This window comes from Phyllobacterium myrsinacearum (assembly GCF_014138285.1).
Classification (GTDB): domain Bacteria; phylum Pseudomonadota; class Alphaproteobacteria; order Rhizobiales; family Rhizobiaceae; genus Phyllobacterium; species Phyllobacterium myrsinacearum_A.
Window position 1 is genome coordinate 277,544 of the sequence record NZ_JACGXN010000001.1, and the last position, 18,874, is coordinate 296,417.

Consider the following 18,874-nt stretch of genomic DNA (forward strand, 5'->3'; position numbering starts at 1 on the left):
GAAAACAGCGAGCATATGGCCGCTGATTTCGACTGTCGATTTTACTCTGTCATTTGTTGATTGACGTTACCGCCAGGTTGGTCAGCTTGTTGTTCGCTGCTTTCTCCTGATCGAGTATTTCACTGAGCAGGACATGCGCTTTCTCGTTGCCGAGTACTTTGGCCCATTCGCGAAGTGAACCATATCGAGCAATTTCGTAGTGCTCCACTGCCTGGCAGGCCGCAAGTGCACCAGCCTCAAGAGCAACGCCCGTTGCCTCTGCCACGATGCCATCGGTCTCTTTAATGAGCCCTTCCGTCGCGTCACATTTCTCCCCTGCAGGCTTCACTCCGATCGATTTGAAAACCTTGTCCAAGGTTTTGATCTGACCTTTTGTCTCTTCAAGATGGTGATCCAACGCCTTCTTAAGCTCGGCACTCTTAACGGCACTCGACACCTTCGGCAGTGCTTTCACAATCGCATTTTCGGCGTAATAGACATCCTTGAGCGTGTGTTCGAACAGTTCTGCAAGTGTTTTCACGGTGGTACTCCCTTTTGATTTGAGTACTTAACCAACTCGCAGCGATGCCGATCGTTCCCGATTTATCGCAGGGAATGGCTGCGGAAGCAGGCACGAGCCTGCGAGTTGGCTGCTGACCAGTTTCGCATCACCTGGATAGACCGCGGCGCTTCACAATCTGACCGATGGATGCCTTTTATCCGACGAACAGAACGCCCAGCCTTCATCAACGCTGGGCGCTGTCTTTACACACGGCAACCGGACCAGGTCCTATGCCGCCTTGGCAAGCTCCCCGTGGGGATCGAGTACAAACTTCTGTGCCGCGCCCTTGTCGAAGCTTTCGTACCCCTGCGCTGCATCTTCCAGCGATATCACCCGTGCATTGACGATATCGGCGATAGGCAGGCGATCATAAAGAATGGCCTGCATGAGCTGGCGATTATATTTGAGCACAGGTGTCTGTCCGGTATGGAAGGACTGGGCTTTTGCCCAGCCAAGACCAAAGCGCAGGGAAAGATTGCCTTGTTTGGCCGCACTGTCGACAGCGCCGGGATCTTCCGTCACGTAAAGACCCGGAATGCCGATTGATCCGGCAGCACGCGTAATCTCCATCATCTGGTTCAGGACGACGGCCGGCTGTTCGCCGCCAGTGTGCCCGCGTGCTTCGAAGCCCACGGCGTCAATGGCGCTGTCAACCTCGTTGCTTCCGGTAATCTGGGCGATCATATCGCCAAGGCGGTCGCTGGCAGACAGATCAACAGGCTCAAAACCCACCTTTGCAGCATGTGCAAGCCGCTCCTTATTGAAGTCACCGATAATGACGACAGCCGCACCAAGAATGCGGGCTGAAGCCGCGGCGGCCAGTCCGACTGGTCCTGCACCGGCAACATAAACGACGGAACCAACGCCGACACCTGCCTTCACCGCCCCGTGAAAACCGGTCGGCAATATGTCTGAAAGCATGGTGAGATCGCGCATCTTGGCCATTGCCCGGTCACGATCAGGAATTTTCAGAAGATTGAAATCCGCATAGGGAACAGTGACATAGCGTGCCTGACCACCGATCCAGCCGCCCATGTCCACATAGCCGTAGGCACCGCCGGCACGCGCCGGATTAACCGTCAGGCAGACGCCCGTGTCCTGAGATTTGCATGTGCGGCAGCGGCCGCAGGCCACATTGAAAGGCACCGACACAATGTCGCCCACGCAGAGCATTTCGACGTCGCGGCCCTTTTCGATGATCTCGCCGGTGATTTCATGCCCGAGAACGAGGCCGGGCTCCGCAGTGGTTCGGCCGCGCACCATATGCTGGTCCGAACCGCAGATATTCGTGGAGATAACCTTGAGAACAACACCGTGTTCAATACGGCGTCCATCGGGTGCCTCCAGTTTCGGATCAAAGATATCCTGCACTTCGACCTTGCCTGGTCCAACGTAAACGACGCCTCTGTTTTTGCTCATTCGGAACTCCTCCCTTGGATTTCTCTGCGTACCAACAGTCTCCCATGGGGAAGACTGAACTCCTCAACGGTCTTCAACTCTCTTGGCGCGGGGCGCCAAAGATCCGGCGAACAGCATCTCAACCATAGGCCGAATTCTTGCATTGGCCGTTCTGTTCGCGACATGTCATTTCAACGATTGAAAATGGAAGGGCCGCATCGCTGCCGAAAAACGCGTGCTTCGCCATGTCAGGCGAATAGCCGCTGGCTGGTACGGTGCGATCGCTTCGGCGACGGCGCGGTGTCCGAGGATTCCGACATGAAAATACCACTGGCACGACACATCGCGCGCAAGGTGCGAGAGCTCACGTCAAGTGCAGACATTGGCAACGGGCTTTTTTGCATGAAAAAGGCGGCTCTCACGAGCCGCCTTTTTCAGGTCAAAGACTATCCTTCGTCCTAGAGACGGAAGATTGCCAATGGATACCAGTAACCATCGCTGTGGCGACGATAACCACGGCGATACTCCCGGTAGCCGCGCTGGTTCTTCCAGTAGCCCGGGCGATAGCGGCGGTTTTCGAAGTGCGGACGACGGCGATCATCACGATCCCAGCGGCGATCGCCACGGCGGTCATGGCGACGATCCCAACGGCGCTGCTCGCGGTACTGTACCTGTTCCACATTGGACACAACCGGTGCCTTCTGCACTGATACAGGCGCGGCGTTCGACGAAACGACCGAAGTCAGTCCAACGAGAACCGCAAGCAATCCTGCGGTAAACAACGAAACAAGATTTTTCATAAGTCACTCCTATCGATTCATACCTGTCATAGGTGCGCCTTCAGTTATAAACAGAGTATGAACGGTACGGCAGGGAACTTTCGGCTGCCTGCACCGTTTCCTCCCGGTCCTTTCTCCCCGAAACTCAGGAGATCATTTTGAACCGGAACAGTCTTTACCTTGTCATCGGCGCCTTGCTCGTTGTCGTCATCGGCCTTGGCGTCTACACCTACAGGGAAGAAAACAAACCCGGCGTCGAGCTCAAGATCGGTGAAGGCGGCGTTTCGATCGAAGGCAAGTAGACGGCGGCGTCCTTCGCCTCGGTAACTCGTGAAGGAAGAGGCGGAATCAATGGCACTTCAATGCATCAATCCTGACGGCATAACCACTCCCGAGACCTACAGCCATGTCATCATCGCAACGGGAACCCGGCTGGTTTTCATCGCAGGGCAAGTGGCGGAGGACAGTGAGGGTCGACTTGTCGGTCCCGGTGACATGACCGCCCAGTCACATCAGGTGTTTGCCAATATCGGGCGTGCCCTGGCGGCAGCCGGCGCCCGTCCGGAACAGGTGACGAAGCTGACGATCTTTGTCGCCAACTACCGCCGCGAACACCTTGATATGATCGAGCAAGGTCGAGTGGCCCTGTTCGGAGATCACAAACCCACCGACACGCTGGTGGGCGTGGCGGCGCTGTCCCATCCTGATTACCTGCTTGAGATTGACGCGATGGCTGTTACCCACGACGTGGCCTAAGGAAAATCACCGGGCCCGCGCAATCCGCATCTGTTACAATAAGCAAAGCCAGACATGATCATGGGAGACAAGCTTGAGTTCGAATATCGGTAAAACTCTTTTCAATAGAGTGGACGAGGCAATTAGTCCGACAACAACCCTCAGTAACGGCTCAATGCCTGCGTTGATCAGCGAGTATACCGTTTATCAGAACCCTTTTCTAACCGTGAAACACGTCACTCAGCTTATGCCCGCAGGCAATTCTGCCGAGTTTTTTATCCGCGACGAGCCTGATGTTGCCGTGTGCCTCCCTATCGATAGCGATAATAAATTTGTTTTGCTTGAGGAATACAGGCCCGGGCCCGCACGTTTTCTGATGGAAATACCTGGTGGCTGTATTGATTCGGGCGAGGGTCCCGCCGAAGCAGCCAAAAGGGAGATTCTAGAAGAAGTTGGATACACGGGCGAGTTGATCCATCTCGCGTCAACCTATATTTCTGCCTATTCAAATGCACGCAAACATATTTATCTCATGCGTAATGCAGTCAAAGCGGCTGAACCCAAACACGAAGCCCACGATCTTGCGCAAACTGTCCTGGTAGATCTCCAAACATTCGAGTTGATCGTCGCGGACGGAGCGATGACAGACCTCGACGCTGCATTGGCAGCGTTACGCTATCTATCAACACACCCCTGACGTTCACGCCCACCCGTGCCTAGGACTGTTCAGCGTGGTTGTTTACAGCTGCTTGCAGGCTGTATTCAACAGCGCATTGATTGTAGCTATCCGCTCGTCGGCAATGTCACAGACATACTGGATGGCCGATTGCTGCCGTTCATTGCTGATATCGGCGGCCGCCATAAAGAGCACTTCAACCAGATTTTTGACATCGGTCAACAGATTGCAGGCTTCAACGATTTTGCTTGATGAGTCGCTCATGACTTGGGCTCAGCGGGATTGATGAATCTTTGCATTCAGGCATAGTATATGCGGCTGACGCCTATGTGAGAATCGGCATCGCTTAATGTCTATTTAGTGATTATCACCAAAAATATTACTGCTAATCCTATACACAACAGTCTCAATTGCAGTCAATTAGACTTAGGTATAATACCAAATATATTTACTCTGGAAACAAAATGGCTATCATCGGACATCAGATAAGGGCGGCGCGGTCATTGATTGGCATGGAGCAGATCACACTCGCCGAGAAGGCGGGCGTGAGTGCCAATACGATCCGCAATATGGAGGCATTCGGAAGCGAAAGGGTGAAAGTCCGCACCGATACTCTGGATGCCGTGACCGATGCGCTCAAGGCGCAGGGCGTCGTGTTCCAGCAAGATGGAGAGACGACCAGTGGTGGTCCGGGTGTCCGTTTGCGTGCGGAAAAATCATCCAAATGACTATTCTCTGTAGAAGAAACAGACGCTAGTCCCCCTTCTCCCTCCGCAACTCGGCTGCCGCGGCCTCCAGTCCGGCCAGAGCAAAGCGTTGGAAATGGGCGATGATGGCGCCCTGTGCGGCGGGTTCGGGAGACAGAAGCTCCGGCAGGACTTGTGACAGCAACTGCCGGTTGCCGACCAGCAATATGGCGAAGGGCGAAACGATATTGAGCAGGCACCGCCCCACCGCCGGATGTGCGACGGGTACGCCCAGAATATCGGCAACAAGCCCGGCCACCACCTCTTTCTTCGGCAGAATCTCCTGCTTCAACAGCACTGGAAAGGCCGATGAGGGCGCCAGAATCTCTCGGCTAAGCACCCGTAGCACCCACGCGGACGAAGCAGATGCCGTGATCGTCCCCGCGATCAATCCGATGAGGATTTTCAGCTTGTCGATCGAAGCCCCCGGCCCTTCGGCCAATGCGACCAGCCGGTCATAGGTCAGGAGCCGCCTGTGCGCCTCCACCAGCACCTCGGCATAAAGCCCTTCAATGCCGCCATAATAATAATTCACCGCAGCGGAATTACTTCCCGCCCGCTCGGCGATCTCCTTGCCCGTGGCGCGGTCAAAGCCCTTTTCGGCAAAGATTTCGCCCGCAGCCTCCAGAATCTGGGCCTTGGTAGAGGCACCATCTTCGCGGCGTCCTGGAAGTTTTCGAGGTGTTTTGCGTATCATTACAGCAGTCTAGTCCATATTTGAAATTATTAAAAGTTAAAATTGAAATTCAAATTTGACATAATGTGCTGAGCTCCCGTATGATGAGGCATGAGCAAAATTCTTCGCATTCTTGTTCCGTTGATCGTCATCGCCGCTCTTGGCGGCGGGGCATGGTGGTATTTCAACCGGCAATCAACGGATGACGCGCTGATGCTTTACGGCAATGTCGACCTGCGGCAGGCGTCACTTGCCTTCAACGGCTCGGAGCGTATCGCCGAAGTATCCGTCGAAGAAGGCGACATGGTGCGCAAGAGCCAGGTTCTGGCAAGGCTCGATACAAGCCGCCTTGCCCCGCAGGTGCAACAGGCGGAGGCAACTGTGGCCGCGCAGCAGGCTGCCCTGCTCCAGCTGAAAAACGGCAGCCGACCCGAGGAAATCACGCAGTCGCGCGCCAATCTGGTTTCGGCGCAGGCAGATGCGCTGAATGCCAAGGCACAGTTCGAACGTCAGCGGGCGCTGACCGCCAGCGCCACGGCCAGCAAACAGGATCTTGATACGGCCAAGGCAGCGGCGGCGGTGGCTGATGCCAAGGTGGACGTGGCGCAGGCCGCTCTGGCGCTTGCCATCGCCGGTCCGCGTGTTGAGGAGATCAGCCAGAGCGAAGCGCAATTGCGCGGTAACGAGGCACAGCTTGCACTTGTGCGCCAGCAGCTTGCCGATGCTGAGCTGGTCGCGCCCTTTAACGGTGTTGTGCGCTCGCGGTTGATGGAACCGGGGGAGATTGCATCCCCCAGCAAACCGGTATTTTCGCTCGCGACACGCGGCACCAAATGGGTGCGTGCCTATGTCTCCGAAACCAGTCTCGGTCATCTGCGTCCCGGCATGCGGGCAAAGATCACCACGGACAGTTTCCCCGATGCGCCGCTTGACGGCTGGGTCGGCTTCATCTCACCGGTGGCGGAATTCACGCCGAAAACCGTGGAGACCACGGACCTGCGCACCAGCCTCGTCTACGAAGTGCGCGTCTTCGTCGATGACCAGAAGGATGTGCTGCGCCTTGGCATGCCCGCCACGGTCCAGTTGCTGCCGAATGCCGAACCACACGCAACGGCACCCGAACCGGACCCCAAACCATGACCGGCACCGCGCCAGCCTCCCCCGTTACGGCGCGGTCCATTCACAAGACGTTCCACCGTGATACGGGCGAGACGGTCAAGGCACTGGATGATGTCGCGTTCGAAGCGCGCCATGGGACAGTCACCGCCCTTGTCGGACCTGACGGCGCGGGCAAGACCACGATTCTGCGGCTGATTGCCGGGCTGATGGCAGCGGAGAGCGGCGATCTCGATGTGCTTGGCATCGATGTTGCAGCTGATCCGCAGGCGGTGCAGAACCGCATCGGCTACATGCCGCAAAAATTCGGTCTCTACGAGGATTTAAGCGTCCAACAGAATCTCGATCTCTATGCGGACCTGCATGGGATTCCCCCGGAACAGCGCAAGGAGATTTATCCTCGGCTGATGGAAATGACCAATCTTGGCCGTTTCACCGAACGGCTGGCGGGAAAGCTGTCCGGCGGCATGAAGCAGAAGCTTGGTCTTGCCTGCACGCTGGTGCGTTCGCCGGAGCTGTTGCTGCTCGACGAGCCGACCGTCGGCGTCGACCCGCTGTCGCGGCGGGAATTGTGGGAAATCGTGCTGAAACTGGTGCGTGAAGACGGCCTGACAGTCATTGTCAGCACCTCCTATCTCGACGAGGCCGAGTTTTGCGACCATGCGGTCGTCATGCATCTGGGCAAGATATTGGCGCAGGGCAAGCCTGAAGACATTACCGCCCATGCCAAGGACAATGTGTTCATTGCCACGCCGCAGGACGGCATGAGCGCCCGCTCTCTGCAGGCGCGGCTTTTCCGCCATGAAGGCATGGTGGATGCGGTACCGGAAGCGGGTAAGGTGCGTGTCGTGCGACAGCCTGGTTCCAAGGGCAAACTCAGCATTGACGGCAAATCCGTGGCGCTGACCGCAACGCCGCCACGCTTCGAGGACGGCTTCATGGTGCTGTTCAGCGCCGTGGCTGGCGAAGGCCATTCCAGCAGCCTTGAGTTGAAGCGTGCCGACGTCGCACGGAAGGATGAGATTTCCGTCGAGGTGCATGATCTCGTGCGCATGTTCGGTGATTTTGCTGCGGTCAACCATGTCAGCTTTCAGGTGAAACGCGGCGAAATCTACGGGCTGCTCGGCCCGAACGGCGCGGGCAAGAGCACGACATTCCGCATGCTGTGCGGGCTGATACCTGCAACCAGCGGAACATTGCGGGTCGCAGGAGCGGATTTACGCACGGCACGGGCGGAAGCGCGGCAGAATCTCGGTTATGTCGCGCAGAAGTTTTCGCTCTACGGCGATCTCTCCGTGGACGAGAATCTGGATTTCTTCGCCAGCGCCTATGGCCTGCGCGGTGCGAAGAAGCGCGAGCGCATCGCGTGGTCGAAGGACCAGTTCGAACTGGGTGAACTCGCAACGCTGCCGAGCGGACAGCTGCCCGGCGGGTTCAAACAGCGCCTCGCCATGGCGGCCGCCCTGCTGCACGAACCCGACATCCTGTTCCTCGATGAGGCAACCAGCGGCGCAGATCCCCTCGCCCGGCGCGAATTCTGGGGACGCATCACCGCGCTGTCGGAACAGGGCGTGACTGTCATCGTTACCACCCACTTCATGGAAGAAGCGGAATATTGCGACCGGATCATGATCATGGATGCCGGGCGCAATCTCGCCGAGGGAACGCCCGCCGACATACGCGGCCACGCCAAACCGAAGGACGGGCGCGAGCCAAACATGGAAGATGCGTTCATCGCCATTGTCGAAGAATCCCGCAGCGCTGCTGCAGCCGAAGGCAAGGCGGCATGAGCGCCCCCGCTCCAGCGCAGCATTATGGCAGCCTGCGGCGCATCCTCGCGCTGGTCCGCAAGGAATCATGGCAAGTGATCCGCGATCCCAGCAGCATCGCCGTCGGCATCATCATGCCGATGATGCTGCTGATCCTGTTTGGCTATGGCCTGTCATTCGATCTGAAGAACCTGCCGCTCGCCCTTGTGATGGAAGAGAATTCGGCGGAAGCACTCGGTGCCGTGTCGGGCTTCGAGCTTTCCGAGTATTTCCAGACCTATCCGGTGAAAACCATGGCGGAGGCCGAACGGCTTCTCAAAGACAAGACCGTCAGCGGCATCGTGCGTATTCCGCCGCAATTTGCCCGAGACGTTGCGCTGGGCAATGGCGACATCCAGATTGTCGTCAACGGCACCGATGCCAACACGGCGCGCATCTCACTGGCCTATGCGCAAGGCGCCGTTGCAACATGGCTGGCGCGGAAAGCTGCCGAGGGCAAGATTGTCGGCAGCGGCGCTTCGGTGGACATGCAGACGCGGCTCTGGTTCAACGAAGCCAATGAAAGCAGCTATTTTCTTGTGCCCGGCCTGATCGTGCTTGTCATGACACTGATCGGGGCCCTGCTTACGGCCCTCGTCATGGCGCGGGAATGGGAACGCGGCACATTCGAAGCGCTTTTTGTGACCCCCGTACGGCCGGTTGAAATCCTGCTGGGCAAGGTCATTCCCTATTTCGTCCTGGGGATGCTCGGGCTGGCATTGTCAGTTATCGGCAGCCAGATCCTGTTTCACGTCCCCCTGCGCGGCTCGCTGTGGATACTCGTCATCGTCTCGATGCTGTATCTGATCGTCGCCCTCGGCATCGGCCTGCTGATTTCATCGGTCACAAAGAGCCAGTTTGTTGCCAGCCAGATCACCCTCGTTGTCACGTTCCTTCCGGCAATGATGTTGTCCGGCTTCATGTTCGACATTCGCAGCATGCCGCTCATCATCCAGTTCATCACCTATATTTTTCCCGGCCGCTATTTCGTCAGCGTCCTCCAGACCCTGTTTCTCGCAGGCGATATCTGGGGCGTAATCCTGCCCAATGCAGCCGTGCTTGCGGTCATGGCCGCAGTGCTGATGGCAGCGTCCGTGCGGGCAACCCGCAAGAAACTCGGATGAGGCAAGCATGATTCAGTCCCTCTTCCGCATCATTGCCCTCATCCGCAAGGAATTGCTGGCAATGCTGAAAGACCCCAAAAGCCGCATCGTGCTGGTTCTGCCGCCGATCCTGCAATGCCTGATCTTCGGCTATGCCGCGAGTTACGACCTCAACAATGTACCCTATGCCCTTCTCGATCATGACCACAGCGCTGCTTCCATTGCGCTTGCCGCCAAGCTCGATGGTTCGGGAACATTCAGCCGTATCGCCACCCTGCAACGGACGAGCGATATTGCCGCCTACATCAACAACAAGCGCGTGCTGCTGGTGCTGGTCATCGACCAGGATTTCGAGAAGAACCTGATGGCGGGCATGCCGGCCAAATTGCAGGTGATTGCCGACGGTCGCAACTCCAACACCGCCGGCACCGCGCAAGGGTATGTGAGCGCGATTGTTACGGATTTTACCACCCGCTGGCGTGAGGAACATGGCCAGACAGCCAACGCCGGGATAAAGGTAACCACTCGCGCCTGGTACAATCCAAGCCTCGAGACGCGCTGGAACATGATCCCGTCGCTGATCGGGACCATCACTATGATGATGACAATGATGCTGACAGCCATGTCCGTGGCGCGGGAGAGAGAAGCGGGAACGCTGGACCAGTTACTGGTCACGCCCTTCCGCCCATCGGAAATCATGGTGGGCAAGGCGCTGCCGTCAATGATGGTGGGAACGACACAGGCCACCCTGATCCTGCTGGTTGCGCAGCTGTGGTTCCAGATCCCCTTCGCCGGTTCCTACCTTATTCTCTATATGGGGCTGATCCTGTTTCTGGCCGCGGCTGTGGGTATCGGGCTTTTCCTGTCGTCTCTGGCCGCAAACATGCAGCAGGCGATGATCTTTTCCTTCGTGCTCTTGATGCCGTTCATGCTTCTCTCGGGCCTGACAGCGCCAATCGGCAACATGCCGGATATCCTGCAATATCTGACGCTGATCAATCCTTTGCGCTATGCCATCAGCATTACGCATCAGGTCTATCTGGAAGGTGCAGGTATAAGGCAGCTCTTGCCCGAAATGCTGGCGCTTATCGCCATCTCGGCGGTGACGCTGCCGGTGTCATCGTGGCTGTTCCGCCATAGGCTGGTGTGAAAAATGCTGCAAGAATTTGAGTGCGTGGTTCGTGGTTCGACAAGCTCACCATGACGGAGAGTGGTGCTGTAGGGCTAATCGGCGATATTGCTGTACAAGCAAGTTGACGCAATCTAGCTTTCTGCAATCTTCAATCGCGTGATGGAGAGCAAACACTCTCCCTCATGGTGAGCTTGTCGAACCACGAACCAAAGAGAGTGCAAATCTTCCGTGATCAGATCAGTTCGGCCAGGAACGCATGGCGATATCGATGAGCCTGTAAAGGTCACCACGCTCGGTTCCGCTCGATGCCTGCACCGCAGTACCCTGGGAAATTGTCATGATGAAGCGGGCGAGATCTTCCGGATCACACTCGGTTTTCAGATCCCCATCACGCTTGGCCCGGGCAAAACGGCGCGCAAGGGCTTTTTGGCCCACATTGCGTTTTTCGATAATGGTTTTCTGGATCGCGGCAGCGGCATCACTGCAACCCATGGCCGCATTAATTCCCATGCACCCTGAGGGATTGCAATCGCAGGTCTGGGCATCGGCAAAGCCGTGCAGAATATCCATTGCAACAGTGCGCGCGTCGGGCTGCTCCAATGCTCTCCAGAAGAAGGCCATGTAATTCTGCTCATAGCGCTCAAGCGCCATGCGAAACAGTTCTTCCTTGTTGCCGAAAGCGCCGTAGAGACTTGGCTTGGTAATGCCCATGCCGTCCGTCAGATCAGTGATGGATGTGCCCTCGTAGCCCTTGCGCCAAAAAAGCTCGAGCGCAGTCTGCAGTGCCTCATCGGCATCAAATTCCCTCGGCCGTCCCATGGACAAGACTCCCTAGAAGAAATATACCGCTCGGTATAAAATCCAATTGACAGCCGCTGTACCGCAGCCTTATATGTGTTTTATACCGATCGGTATCGATCGTCAATGATCGAATCTCGTTTAGCCACTCCCAATGGCGATACAACTTTCAAAGCAGGATGACCACGATGTCAATCAGCACTTATAGAAGATCACTCTATGTCGGCGGCTTTATTGTGGCGCTGGCAGCTGCAGGTTCCACCCAACTGTTCGATCTCGGCAAAAGCCATGCGGAAACGAGCAAGCAGCAGGCCGCCCCGGCCGCCACGCCGGTATCCGTTGCCGTCGTGCAGCCAAAGCTCATCACCCAGTGGAGTGAATTCTCCGGGCGTCTCGAAGCCATTGATCATGTGGAACTGCGCTCGCGCGTCTCCGGCGCTATCCAGTCGGTTGCATTCAAGGAAGGCGCTCTGGTCAAACAGGGCGATCTCCTCGTCAAGATCGACCCGGCAACGTATGAAGCCGAAGTTGCACGCGCCAAGGCTGCCGTCAGCGCCGCCGAGTCGAAGCTGTCCTTTGCCAAGAACGAGCTGGAACGCGGCAAGCGCCTCATCGATTCGCGCACTGTTTCCCAGAGCGACTACGATCAGCGCATCAATGTCCAGAGCGGCGCAATTGCCGACCTTGAAGCGGCACAGGCAAGCCTCAAGACTGCCATGCTCAACCTCGACTACACGGAAATCCGCGCGCCCATCAGCGGCCGTGTCGGCCGTATTGAAATCACAGCCGGGAACCTGATCGCTTCTGGTCCAAGTTCACCGCTCCTGACGACGATTGTCTCGATCAGTCCGATCTATGGCAGCTTCGAAGCCAATGAGAACACTGTGGCGCAGGCGCTCGCAGATCTCCCGGAGGGCCTGAACAGCCGCGATTTCTCGGATCAAATTCCCGTGGTGATGGACGTTTACGGCCAGACCGGCGTGAAGGGCAAGCTGCAGCTGATCAACAACAGCGTCGATGCTGCCAGCGGCACGGTCAAGGTGCGCGCGGTGTTTGACAACACGGACGGCAAGTTGATGCCGGGCCAGTTTGCCAAGCTGCGCATGGGTACAGCCAATGAAAAGCAGGAGTTGCTTGTCGATGAAAAGGCGGTTGGCACCGACCAGAGCAAGAAGTTCGTCATGGTGGTCAACGACAAGAACATCGTTGAATACCGCGAGATCTCGCTCGGTGCACCCGCAGAGGGACTGCGCATTGTCACCAGCGGTCTGCAGCCCGACGAAAAGATCGTCGTCAATGGCCTGCAGCGCATTCGACCCGGTTCGCTCGTCGCCCCCGAAATGGTCGCCATGGGCGCTGCAGCACACAATTTGCAGGCTCTGGCAACCGACCCGGCCAAGACACAACAGTAATCGCATAGAAGCCCCGCAACGGGCAGGCGGATAGTGATATGAATATCTCCAATTTCTTCATCGACCGCCCGGTCTTCGCGGGCGTTCTTTCTTTCGTGATTTTCCTCGGAGGCTTGATCGCCCTGACGGCAATGCCGGTTTCGGAATATCCGGATGTTGTGCCGCCATCCATTGTGGTGCGCGCGCAATATCCGGGTGCCAACCCGAAGGTTATTGCCGAAACGGTAGCAACACCGATGGAAGAATCCATCAATGGCGTCGAAGGCATGCTCTACATGGGCAGCCAGGCAACCTCGGATGGCCAGCTGACACTGACTGTGACCTTCGCCCTCGGCACCGATCCGGACAAGGCTCAACAGCTCGTGCAGAACCGCGTTTCGCAGGCGGAGCCGCGACTGCCGGAAGAAGTGCGCAGTCTCGGCATCACGACGGTGAAAAGCTCACCGGACCTGATGCTGGTGGTCAACCTGATTTCGCCCAATGACCGCTACGACATCACCTATCTGCGCAATTATGCGCTGATCAACATCAAGGACCGGCTCGCCCGCATCGATGGTGTCGGCGATGTCCAGCTGTTTGGTTCGGGCGACTATTCCATGCGCATCTGGCTCGATCCGCAAAAGACAGCGGAACTTGGCCTTTCCGCAACCGACGTACTCAGTGAAATACGTGCGCAGAACGTTCAGGCAGCGGCTGGCACCATCGGTGCCTCCCCCAATGAGAACGACGTCAATCTGCAATTGTCGGTGAATGCACAAGGCCGGCTCGCAACTGAAGAAGAGTTCGGCCAGATCATTGTCAAGACGGCCCCGAACGGCGCCATCACGCATCTGCGCGACATTGCGCGTATTGAACTGGGCTCTGCGCAATATTCACTGCGCTCGCTGCTCGACAACAAGTCGGCTGTGGCCGTTCCCGTCTTCCAGGCTCCGGGCTCCAACGCTATCCAGATCGCCGATCAGGTGCGTGCCGCCATGGAAGAAGCCAAGCTGACCATGCCGGAAGGTGTCGACTACCGCATCGTCTACGATACGACTCAGTTCGTGCGCGCTTCCATCGAGGCGGTGGTGCACACGCTGCTTGAAGCCGTTCTGCTGGTGGTTCTCGTGGTCATTCTGTTCCTGCAGACATGGCGCGCTTCGATCATTCCATTGATCGCGGTTCCCATCTCCATTGTCGGCACATTTGCCGTGATGCACCTCTTCGGCTTCTCCATCAATGCGCTGAGCCTGTTCGGCCTTGTTCTGGCCATCGGCATCGTCGTCGACGACGCGATCGTGGTGGTGGAAAACGTCGAGCGCAACATCGAAAACGGGCTGGCGCCACGACAGGCGACCATACAGGCCATGCGCGAGGTGTCGGGCCCGATTATCGCGATCGCACTGGTGCTCGTCGCCGTGTTCGTGCCTTTGGCCTTTATCAGCGGTCTGACTGGGCAGTTCTATCGCCAGTTTGCGCTGACGATTGCGATTTCCACCGTCATTTCCGCCTTTAACTCGCTGACCCTGTCGCCTGCCCTGGCCGCCCTGCTGCTCAAGGGACATGACGAGCCGAAGGATGCATTGACACGGTTCATGGACAAGACACTTGGCTGGCTGTTCCGGGGCTTCAACGCGGTGTTCACCCGCGGCGCCAACGGCTACAGCAAGGGTGTTCGCGGGGTCATCTCGCGCAAGACGGTTATGATGGGCATCTATATCGTGCTCATCGGTGCAACTGCCTTCATGTTCAAGAGTGTCCCCGGCGGGTTCGTGCCGCCGCAGGACAAGCAGTATCTTGTGGGCTTCACCCAGCTGCCGGATGGCGCGACGCTTGACCGGACGGAAACCGTGGTTCGCCGTATCGGTGACATGGCGCTGTCGATACCAGGTGTGGAAAGCACGATTGCCTTCCCCGGCCTGTCGATCAGCGGGTTTACCAACAGCTCGAACGCCGGTGTGGTTTTCGTTTCGCTGAAGCCTTTCGAAGAACGGAAAACGCCTGAATTGAGCGCTGGCGCCATCGCCATGCAACTCAATCAGAAATTGGCCGGTATCCAGGAATCGTTCAGCGCCGTGTTCCCGCCGCCCCCGGTACAGGGCCTTGGCTCGATCGGTGGTTTCAAACTGCAGATCGAAGATCGTAATGGTCTTGGCTATCAGGCCCTGGACGAGGCAACCAAGGGTTTCCTTGCCAAGGCGGCGACTGCACCGGAGCTGACGGGTCTTTTCACCAGCTATCAGATCAACGTGCCGCAGCTTTACGCCGATGTGGACCGTGCCAAGGCACGCCAGCTCAACGTTTCGCTGCCGGAGATCTTCAATACGCTGCAGATCTATCTGGGGTCCGTCTACGTCAACGACTTCAACAAGTTCGGGCGCACCTATTCCGTCCGGATGCAGGCGGAGTCGAATTTCAGGGCCAAGGCCGAGGATATCGGCGATCTGAAGGTTCGTTCGGGCTCGGGTGAAATGATTCCCCTGTCGGCTCTCGTCAAGGTGACCACGACAGCCGGGCCGGATCGCGCCCAGCGTTACAACGGCTTCCTCGCTGCCGATGTGAACGGCAATGCCGCCCCCGGCTTTTCTTCCGGTCAGGCACGTGCTGCCGTGGAGAAGATCGCCGCCGAAACCCTGCCAGCCGGAATAGGCTTTGAATGGACAGAACTGACCTATCAGGAGATCATTGCCGGCAATTCCGCCTATCTGATTTTCCCGCTGTCGATCCTGCTGGTGTTCCTTGTTTTGTCGGCCCAGTATGAAAGTCTGTCCCTGCCGCTGTCGATCATCATGATTGTTCCGCTTGGTCTGCTGGCCGCCCTCTTTGGTGTCTGGCTGACCGCGGGTGATAACAACGTCTTCACGCAGATCGGGCTGATCGTGCTGGTGGGTCTCTCCGCAAAGAATGCGATTCTGATTGTCGAGTTTGCGCGAGAACTGGAGTTCACCGGAACAACACCGTTCAAAGCCGTGATCGAGGCAAGCCGCCTGCGGTTGCGTCCGATCCTGATGACATCCCTTGCCTTCATCATGGGTGTCGTCCCGCTTGTCACGTCGACGGGTGCCGGTTCGGAAATGCGTAGCGCCATGGGCATTGCGGTGTTCTCGGGCATGATCGGCGTCACGTTGTTCGGCCTGTTCATGACACCGGTCTTCTACGTGCTGGTCCGTGCAATGACGGGCAACCGGCCGCTCAAACATGTGAGTCAGGGAAGTCATTTCGACAGCGAACCTGGCCATAATTCGGGCACGATTCTCCCAGCAGCAACGCCGGCAGAATGAAAAATGACAGCAGTGCGCAGGTTTTTTCACTTGCGCACTGCCCGAATCAAGCCACTGAAAGCACATCGTTTTCCCCGGCTTTCAACAGTAAAAATCTCTCTGAAAATGCTGTCCTGGGGGTAAAATTGCTTTTTTGAGTGACAAAAGGTTTCAAACTGTTACAGTTACGTGACTAGCCGAGTTTCGGCACTGACGAGCATGACCGGGTTTCGCATTTTGCGAGGTCGTTTAAATCAGGAGCAGACTTTGACAAGCGTTGCACCAGCCAATGACAACCGAAAGATCAGCGACGGATTTTTTCCGCTCGTCGTGTTCCTCGTGGTGACCGAAATCGCAGCAACAGTGCTGCTGACTTTGCCAAATTGGTATTGAGACCCAAACCAGCGGAAACCAATATTTCCCTCCTGCCTTTACTGGCAGGACTTATCATCATGTTCATGATTGCCGGTGCCTTGATCGCCTGATCAAGCCTTGATTTCCCGGGCACCTGGGCGTTTTTCGTACACATCTCAAATCGTTCTCTCATCAATCAATTGGGATAACACGGGCCAAGGCTTCGTGATAATCTGGTATCAATTGAATTGATTTGGTCACTGGCCGCAGACAACCGACCGGTGACACGGAGGATAGAATGAAATTTGCAACAGGAGCGCTTTTGCTCCTCACTCTTTTCGTTGCCGGTTGCCAGACGATTACCCCGGAAGAACGCCGCGCCATCGACGGCCGGACCTGTTCTTCCTATGGCTTCAAACGCGGCACCGATGCCTTTGCACGCTGCCTGCTTGACCTTGAACTGGACCGGCGCGCCACGAGCCGGGCACAATTTGACGACATGCGGTTCAGCACACCACCCCTGATTTTCTATGGCGGACGGCATCATCGCTGGTAAATGAGACTATAGGGGACAGTGCTGTCCCTTGACGGGTTTTGAAACTTCGCGAGAAGTTCGTGAAAAAATTTGGCATCCGTCAAAAACACTGACAATCATGAGGGACGATATTGATGCGAAGCCTGTTTTTCGCCGCAGCGCTGGCTGTTGGATTTGTGGCTGCTGACAGCCACGCGCAGGAAATGCCTGTTGTCGACACGACCGCGCCGTCCGTCAATTCACAGACCGTACGCCGTGCGCCGGAGCAGGACGCCATGTCGGCAAGGGTCAGAAAAAACCGCCCGGCCAGACGCACCTATGCCCGCGAGGATAGCAGACGGCAATTGACAGCCGAATACAATCGCCGCGCACGGGTGTTTGGCCGTGCCAGTGCCGATCGCTGGCTGGCCATCCAGCGCCAGTAAGGACTTCTTTTATCGCAAAACGTGCATCCGCCGGCGCAAAACCGGTGGATGCTTGATTTTGACACCAGCCTTGACAAAGACAGCTCGTTCACGGGAATATTGAGAGGCTGCGTAGGGCGCATCGACGTGTTGGTCGAAAGGGCAATGCCCGCCTGCGTCAAATGACAACAGATGCGCCAATGCCGAACCTCGAGAACCTCAGAAAACAAGCCAAGCAATATTTGCGCTGGCATCGTGAACGGTACTATCCCGTCGCAGCCGAAATTCGGGCTTCCTTGCCGCAGTTCCGGCATCTCGCTGACAACGAGATACTGGATGCGCGGTTCAAGCTCAGCGATGCGCAAGAACTTGTGGCGCGGCAGATGGGATTCGAGGGATGGCAGACGCTCAAATCAGGAGCCCAAACCATGAGCAGCCACATAAAACAGCCCGGCCCTGCTGTGCTTCTCAGTTCTATTGCAGCACAGCTTTTCGTTGCCGATATCAAACGGTCTTGCGATTTCTACACCGGCAAACTCGGTTTCCACGTTGATTTTGTTTATGGCGAACCACCGTTCTATGGGCAGGTCAGCCGTGACAGGGCGCGATTTGCCCTGCGGCTGGTGTGCGAATCTGTCTTTGTCGGCGATATCCGGGCCCGAGAGCATTTGCTTTCCGCCGCCATTACCGTCGATACCGCCGACGAGGTCAAGCGGCTGTTCCTCGATTTCCAGATGGCCGAGGTGTCCTTTCACCAAACATTCAAAAAGCAGCCGTGGGGTTCGAGAGACTTCATCGTGCTCGATCCGGACGGCAATCTCATCCTGTTTTCCGGTCCGGCAGATTAAGCCTTAAAGCATGGGCGGGAAAGAATACCTTTCCCGCCGTTGAGGTTCTAGCGCACCCAGACAACCCTGCGCGTCCGCGCATCGACCAGCGCCGGGGCGCCATCCACGTAGATGTAGGCGTAGCGCGGTTGCGAGGGCACTGGAGCCAGATCGATATCGTCGGGGACGACCGCGCCTGTTGTCACCTCGTCTATGGCAACGGTATCAACGGGGTTCTGTTCGACATAGGTGATGACATCTTCAGGAACAGGACCATCCTGACTGTCCGAAAGATAGACAACCTGACGATTCTCAAGGGAGACGATTACTGGACGGCCATCGACATAGATATAGCCGTAACCGGGACTCTCGGGGATCGGCCGCACCGCCACGCTCTGCGGCACCACATAGCCCTCGGCAAGGTCGCCATCAATCACGACGGGATCAGAGGGGTGGGCGATGACATAATCGCGAGCCGGCTGCGGAACTTCTACGATGACCTTATCTTGCGCCAATGCAAAACCGCCTGTGGCAATCAATGCCGATGCGGTGAGTATAAGAACCTTGTTCATTGTTCTGCCTCTCTCTGTTGCTT

At 57.0% G+C, this 18,874-nt stretch carries 21 protein-coding genes; 14 read left to right on the forward strand and 7 right to left on the reverse strand.

Translation table 11 applies throughout. From position 1 onward, the window contains the following. Positions 1-49: 49 nt before the first annotated feature. From FHW16_RS01465 to FHW16_RS01475, 3 genes are all read right to left on the reverse strand, one after another. Positions 50-520, reverse strand: a complete 471-nt coding sequence (locus FHW16_RS01465; protein WP_182547396.1) for a DUF892 family protein — start codon at positions 518-520, stop codon at positions 50-52. Between the two features lie 249 nt (positions 521-769). Further along, positions 770-1,960: a formaldehyde dehydrogenase, glutathione-independent gene (fdhA, locus tag FHW16_RS01470; RefSeq protein WP_182547397.1), complete on the reverse strand. Its 1,191-nt coding sequence runs from the start codon at positions 1,958-1,960 to the stop codon at positions 770-772. 437 nt (positions 1,961-2,397) lie between these two features. Next, on the reverse strand, positions 2,398-2,739 hold the full coding sequence (locus FHW16_RS01475; protein ID WP_182547398.1) for a hypothetical protein: 342 nt from the start codon (positions 2,737-2,739) through the stop codon (positions 2,398-2,400). Positions 2,740-2,876: 137 nt separating this feature from the next. On the opposite strand from FHW16_RS01475, the gene FHW16_RS01480 reads away from it, so the two are divergent. The 3 genes from FHW16_RS01480 to FHW16_RS01490 all read left to right on the forward strand — a co-directional run bounded on the left by FHW16_RS01480 (position 2,877) and on the right by FHW16_RS01490 (position 4,150). Continuing rightward, positions 2,877-3,020 (forward strand): hypothetical protein, encoded by a 144-nt coding sequence (locus FHW16_RS01480; protein WP_182547399.1) that lies wholly within the window; start codon positions 2,877-2,879, stop codon positions 3,018-3,020. A 49-nt stretch (positions 3,021-3,069) separates the two neighbouring features. Continuing rightward, complete coding sequence (locus FHW16_RS01485; RefSeq protein WP_182547400.1) at positions 3,070-3,474, forward strand: RidA family protein; 405 nt, start codon at positions 3,070-3,072, stop codon at positions 3,472-3,474. Between the two features lie 73 nt (positions 3,475-3,547). Continuing rightward, positions 3,548-4,150 carry an NUDIX hydrolase gene (locus FHW16_RS01490; protein ID WP_182547401.1) on the forward strand — a complete coding sequence of 201 codons (603 nt, stop codon included), beginning with the start codon at positions 3,548-3,550 and terminating at the stop codon, positions 4,148-4,150. Positions 4,151-4,192: 42 nt separating this feature from the next. On the opposite strand, the gene FHW16_RS01495 is transcribed toward FHW16_RS01490, so the two are convergent. After that, the gene (locus tag FHW16_RS01495; RefSeq protein ID WP_182547402.1) at positions 4,193-4,393 is read right to left on the reverse strand and encodes a hypothetical protein; all 201 of its coding nucleotides are present in this window, start codon (positions 4,391-4,393) and stop codon (positions 4,193-4,195) included. Positions 4,394-4,593: 200 nt separating this feature from the next. Here FHW16_RS01495 and FHW16_RS01500 point away from each other — a divergent pair, with 200 nt between their 5' ends. Beyond that, the gene (locus tag FHW16_RS01500; RefSeq protein ID WP_182547403.1) at positions 4,594-4,857 is read left to right on the forward strand and encodes a helix-turn-helix domain-containing protein; all 264 of its coding nucleotides are present in this window, start codon (positions 4,594-4,596) and stop codon (positions 4,855-4,857) included. Between the two features lie 25 nt (positions 4,858-4,882). Here the strand turns inward: FHW16_RS01500 and FHW16_RS01505 are convergent, their stop codons facing one another. Continuing rightward, on the reverse strand, positions 4,883-5,572 hold the full coding sequence (locus FHW16_RS01505; protein WP_182547404.1) for a CerR family C-terminal domain-containing protein: 690 nt from the start codon (positions 5,570-5,572) through the stop codon (positions 4,883-4,885). A 90-nt stretch (positions 5,573-5,662) separates the two neighbouring features. Between FHW16_RS01505 and FHW16_RS01510 the strand changes: the two genes are divergently transcribed. The 4 genes from FHW16_RS01510 to FHW16_RS01525 are packed head-to-tail and all read left to right on the forward strand — an operon-like array spanning position 5,663 to position 10,728. Next, positions 5,663-6,691, forward strand: a complete 1,029-nt coding sequence (locus FHW16_RS01510) for an HlyD family efflux transporter periplasmic adaptor subunit (protein ID WP_182547405.1) — start codon at positions 5,663-5,665, stop codon at positions 6,689-6,691. Further along, on the forward strand, positions 6,688-8,457 hold the full coding sequence (locus FHW16_RS01515) for an ATP-binding cassette domain-containing protein (protein WP_182547406.1): 1,770 nt from the start codon (positions 6,688-6,690) through the stop codon (positions 8,455-8,457). Before FHW16_RS01510 ends, FHW16_RS01515 begins: the two co-directional genes overlap by 4 nt. Next, a complete protein-coding gene (locus tag FHW16_RS01520; protein WP_182547407.1) occupies positions 8,454-9,599 on the forward strand; it encodes an ABC transporter permease in 1,146 nt (381 codons plus the stop codon). The genes FHW16_RS01515 and FHW16_RS01520 overlap by 4 nt, the downstream gene beginning before the upstream one ends. 7 nt (positions 9,600-9,606) lie before the next feature. Further along, positions 9,607-10,728: an ABC transporter permease gene (locus tag FHW16_RS01525; RefSeq protein WP_182547408.1), complete on the forward strand. Its 1,122-nt coding sequence runs from the start codon at positions 9,607-9,609 to the stop codon at positions 10,726-10,728. 219 nt (positions 10,729-10,947) lie between these two features. Here FHW16_RS01525 and FHW16_RS01530 read toward each other — a convergent pair whose 3' ends face one another. Then, a complete protein-coding gene (locus tag FHW16_RS01530) occupies positions 10,948-11,529 on the reverse strand; it encodes a TetR/AcrR family transcriptional regulator (RefSeq protein ID WP_182547409.1) in 582 nt (193 codons plus the stop codon). 167 nt (positions 11,530-11,696) lie between these two features. On the opposite strand from FHW16_RS01530, the gene FHW16_RS01535 reads away from it, so the two are divergent. From FHW16_RS01535 to FHW16_RS01555, 6 genes are all read left to right on the forward strand, one after another. Then, complete coding sequence (locus FHW16_RS01535; protein ID WP_182547410.1) at positions 11,697-12,920, forward strand: efflux RND transporter periplasmic adaptor subunit; 1,224 nt, start codon at positions 11,697-11,699, stop codon at positions 12,918-12,920. Between the two features lie 38 nt (positions 12,921-12,958). Beyond that, positions 12,959-16,180 (forward strand): efflux RND transporter permease subunit, encoded by a 3,222-nt coding sequence (locus FHW16_RS01540; protein ID WP_182547411.1) that lies wholly within the window; start codon positions 12,959-12,961, stop codon positions 16,178-16,180. Positions 16,181-16,426: 246 nt separating this feature from the next. After that, positions 16,427-16,552: a hypothetical protein gene (locus FHW16_RS29055; RefSeq protein ID WP_281410087.1), complete on the forward strand. Its 126-nt coding sequence runs from the start codon at positions 16,427-16,429 to the stop codon at positions 16,550-16,552. Positions 16,553-16,811: 259 nt separating this feature from the next. After that, positions 16,812-17,069 carry a hypothetical protein gene (locus tag FHW16_RS01545; protein ID WP_182547412.1) on the forward strand — a complete coding sequence of 86 codons (258 nt, stop codon included), beginning with the start codon at positions 16,812-16,814 and terminating at the stop codon, positions 17,067-17,069. Between the two features lie 113 nt (positions 17,070-17,182). After that, positions 17,183-17,473, forward strand: coding sequence for a hypothetical protein (locus FHW16_RS01550; protein ID WP_182547413.1), 291 nt, complete (start codon positions 17,183-17,185; stop codon positions 17,471-17,473). Between the two features lie 179 nt (positions 17,474-17,652). Beyond that, the gene (locus tag FHW16_RS01555) at positions 17,653-18,300 is read left to right on the forward strand and encodes a VOC family protein (RefSeq protein ID WP_182547414.1); all 648 of its coding nucleotides are present in this window, start codon (positions 17,653-17,655) and stop codon (positions 18,298-18,300) included. Between the two features lie 47 nt (positions 18,301-18,347). Here the strand turns inward: FHW16_RS01555 and FHW16_RS01560 are convergent, their stop codons facing one another. Further along, positions 18,348-18,851, reverse strand: a complete 504-nt coding sequence (locus FHW16_RS01560) for a DUF1236 domain-containing protein (RefSeq protein ID WP_182547415.1) — start codon at positions 18,849-18,851, stop codon at positions 18,348-18,350. Between the last annotated feature and the right edge of the window lie 23 nt (positions 18,852-18,874).

Excerpts from the sequence above, each read along its gene's own strand:
- fdhA (WP_182547397.1), bottom strand. The coding sequence starts at position 1,960 with ATGAGCAAAAACAGAGGCGTCGTTTACGTTGGACCAGGCAAGGTCGAA.
- FHW16_RS01475 (WP_182547398.1), bottom strand. The coding sequence starts at position 2,739 with ATGAAAAATCTTGTTTCGTTGTTTACCGCAGGATTGCTTGCGGTTCTC.
- FHW16_RS01485 (WP_182547400.1), top strand. The coding sequence starts at position 3,070 with ATGGCACTTCAATGCATCAATCCTGACGGCATAACCACTCCCGAGACC.
- FHW16_RS01495 (WP_182547402.1), bottom strand. The coding sequence starts at position 4,393 with ATGAGCGACTCATCAAGCAAAATCGTTGAAGCCTGCAATCTGTTGACC.
- FHW16_RS01500 (WP_182547403.1), top strand. The coding sequence starts at position 4,594 with ATGGCTATCATCGGACATCAGATAAGGGCGGCGCGGTCATTGATTGGC.
- FHW16_RS01505 (WP_182547404.1), bottom strand. The coding sequence starts at position 5,572 with ATGATACGCAAAACACCTCGAAAACTTCCAGGACGCCGCGAAGATGGT.
- FHW16_RS01510 (WP_182547405.1), top strand. The coding sequence starts at position 5,663 with ATGAGCAAAATTCTTCGCATTCTTGTTCCGTTGATCGTCATCGCCGCT.
- FHW16_RS01515 (WP_182547406.1), top strand. The coding sequence starts at position 6,688 with ATGACCGGCACCGCGCCAGCCTCCCCCGTTACGGCGCGGTCCATTCAC.
- FHW16_RS01520 (WP_182547407.1), top strand. The coding sequence starts at position 8,454 with ATGAGCGCCCCCGCTCCAGCGCAGCATTATGGCAGCCTGCGGCGCATC.
- FHW16_RS01525 (WP_182547408.1), top strand. The coding sequence starts at position 9,607 with ATGATTCAGTCCCTCTTCCGCATCATTGCCCTCATCCGCAAGGAATTG.
- FHW16_RS01530 (WP_182547409.1), bottom strand. The coding sequence starts at position 11,529 with ATGGGACGGCCGAGGGAATTTGATGCCGATGAGGCACTGCAGACTGCG.
- FHW16_RS01535 (WP_182547410.1), top strand. The coding sequence starts at position 11,697 with ATGTCAATCAGCACTTATAGAAGATCACTCTATGTCGGCGGCTTTATT.
- FHW16_RS01540 (WP_182547411.1), top strand. The coding sequence starts at position 12,959 with ATGAATATCTCCAATTTCTTCATCGACCGCCCGGTCTTCGCGGGCGTT.
- FHW16_RS01545 (WP_182547412.1), top strand. The coding sequence starts at position 16,812 with ATGAAATTTGCAACAGGAGCGCTTTTGCTCCTCACTCTTTTCGTTGCC.
- FHW16_RS01550 (WP_182547413.1), top strand. The coding sequence starts at position 17,183 with ATGCGAAGCCTGTTTTTCGCCGCAGCGCTGGCTGTTGGATTTGTGGCT.
- FHW16_RS01555 (WP_182547414.1), top strand. The coding sequence starts at position 17,653 with ATGCCGAACCTCGAGAACCTCAGAAAACAAGCCAAGCAATATTTGCGC.
- FHW16_RS01560 (WP_182547415.1), bottom strand. The coding sequence starts at position 18,851 with ATGAACAAGGTTCTTATACTCACCGCATCGGCATTGATTGCCACAGGC.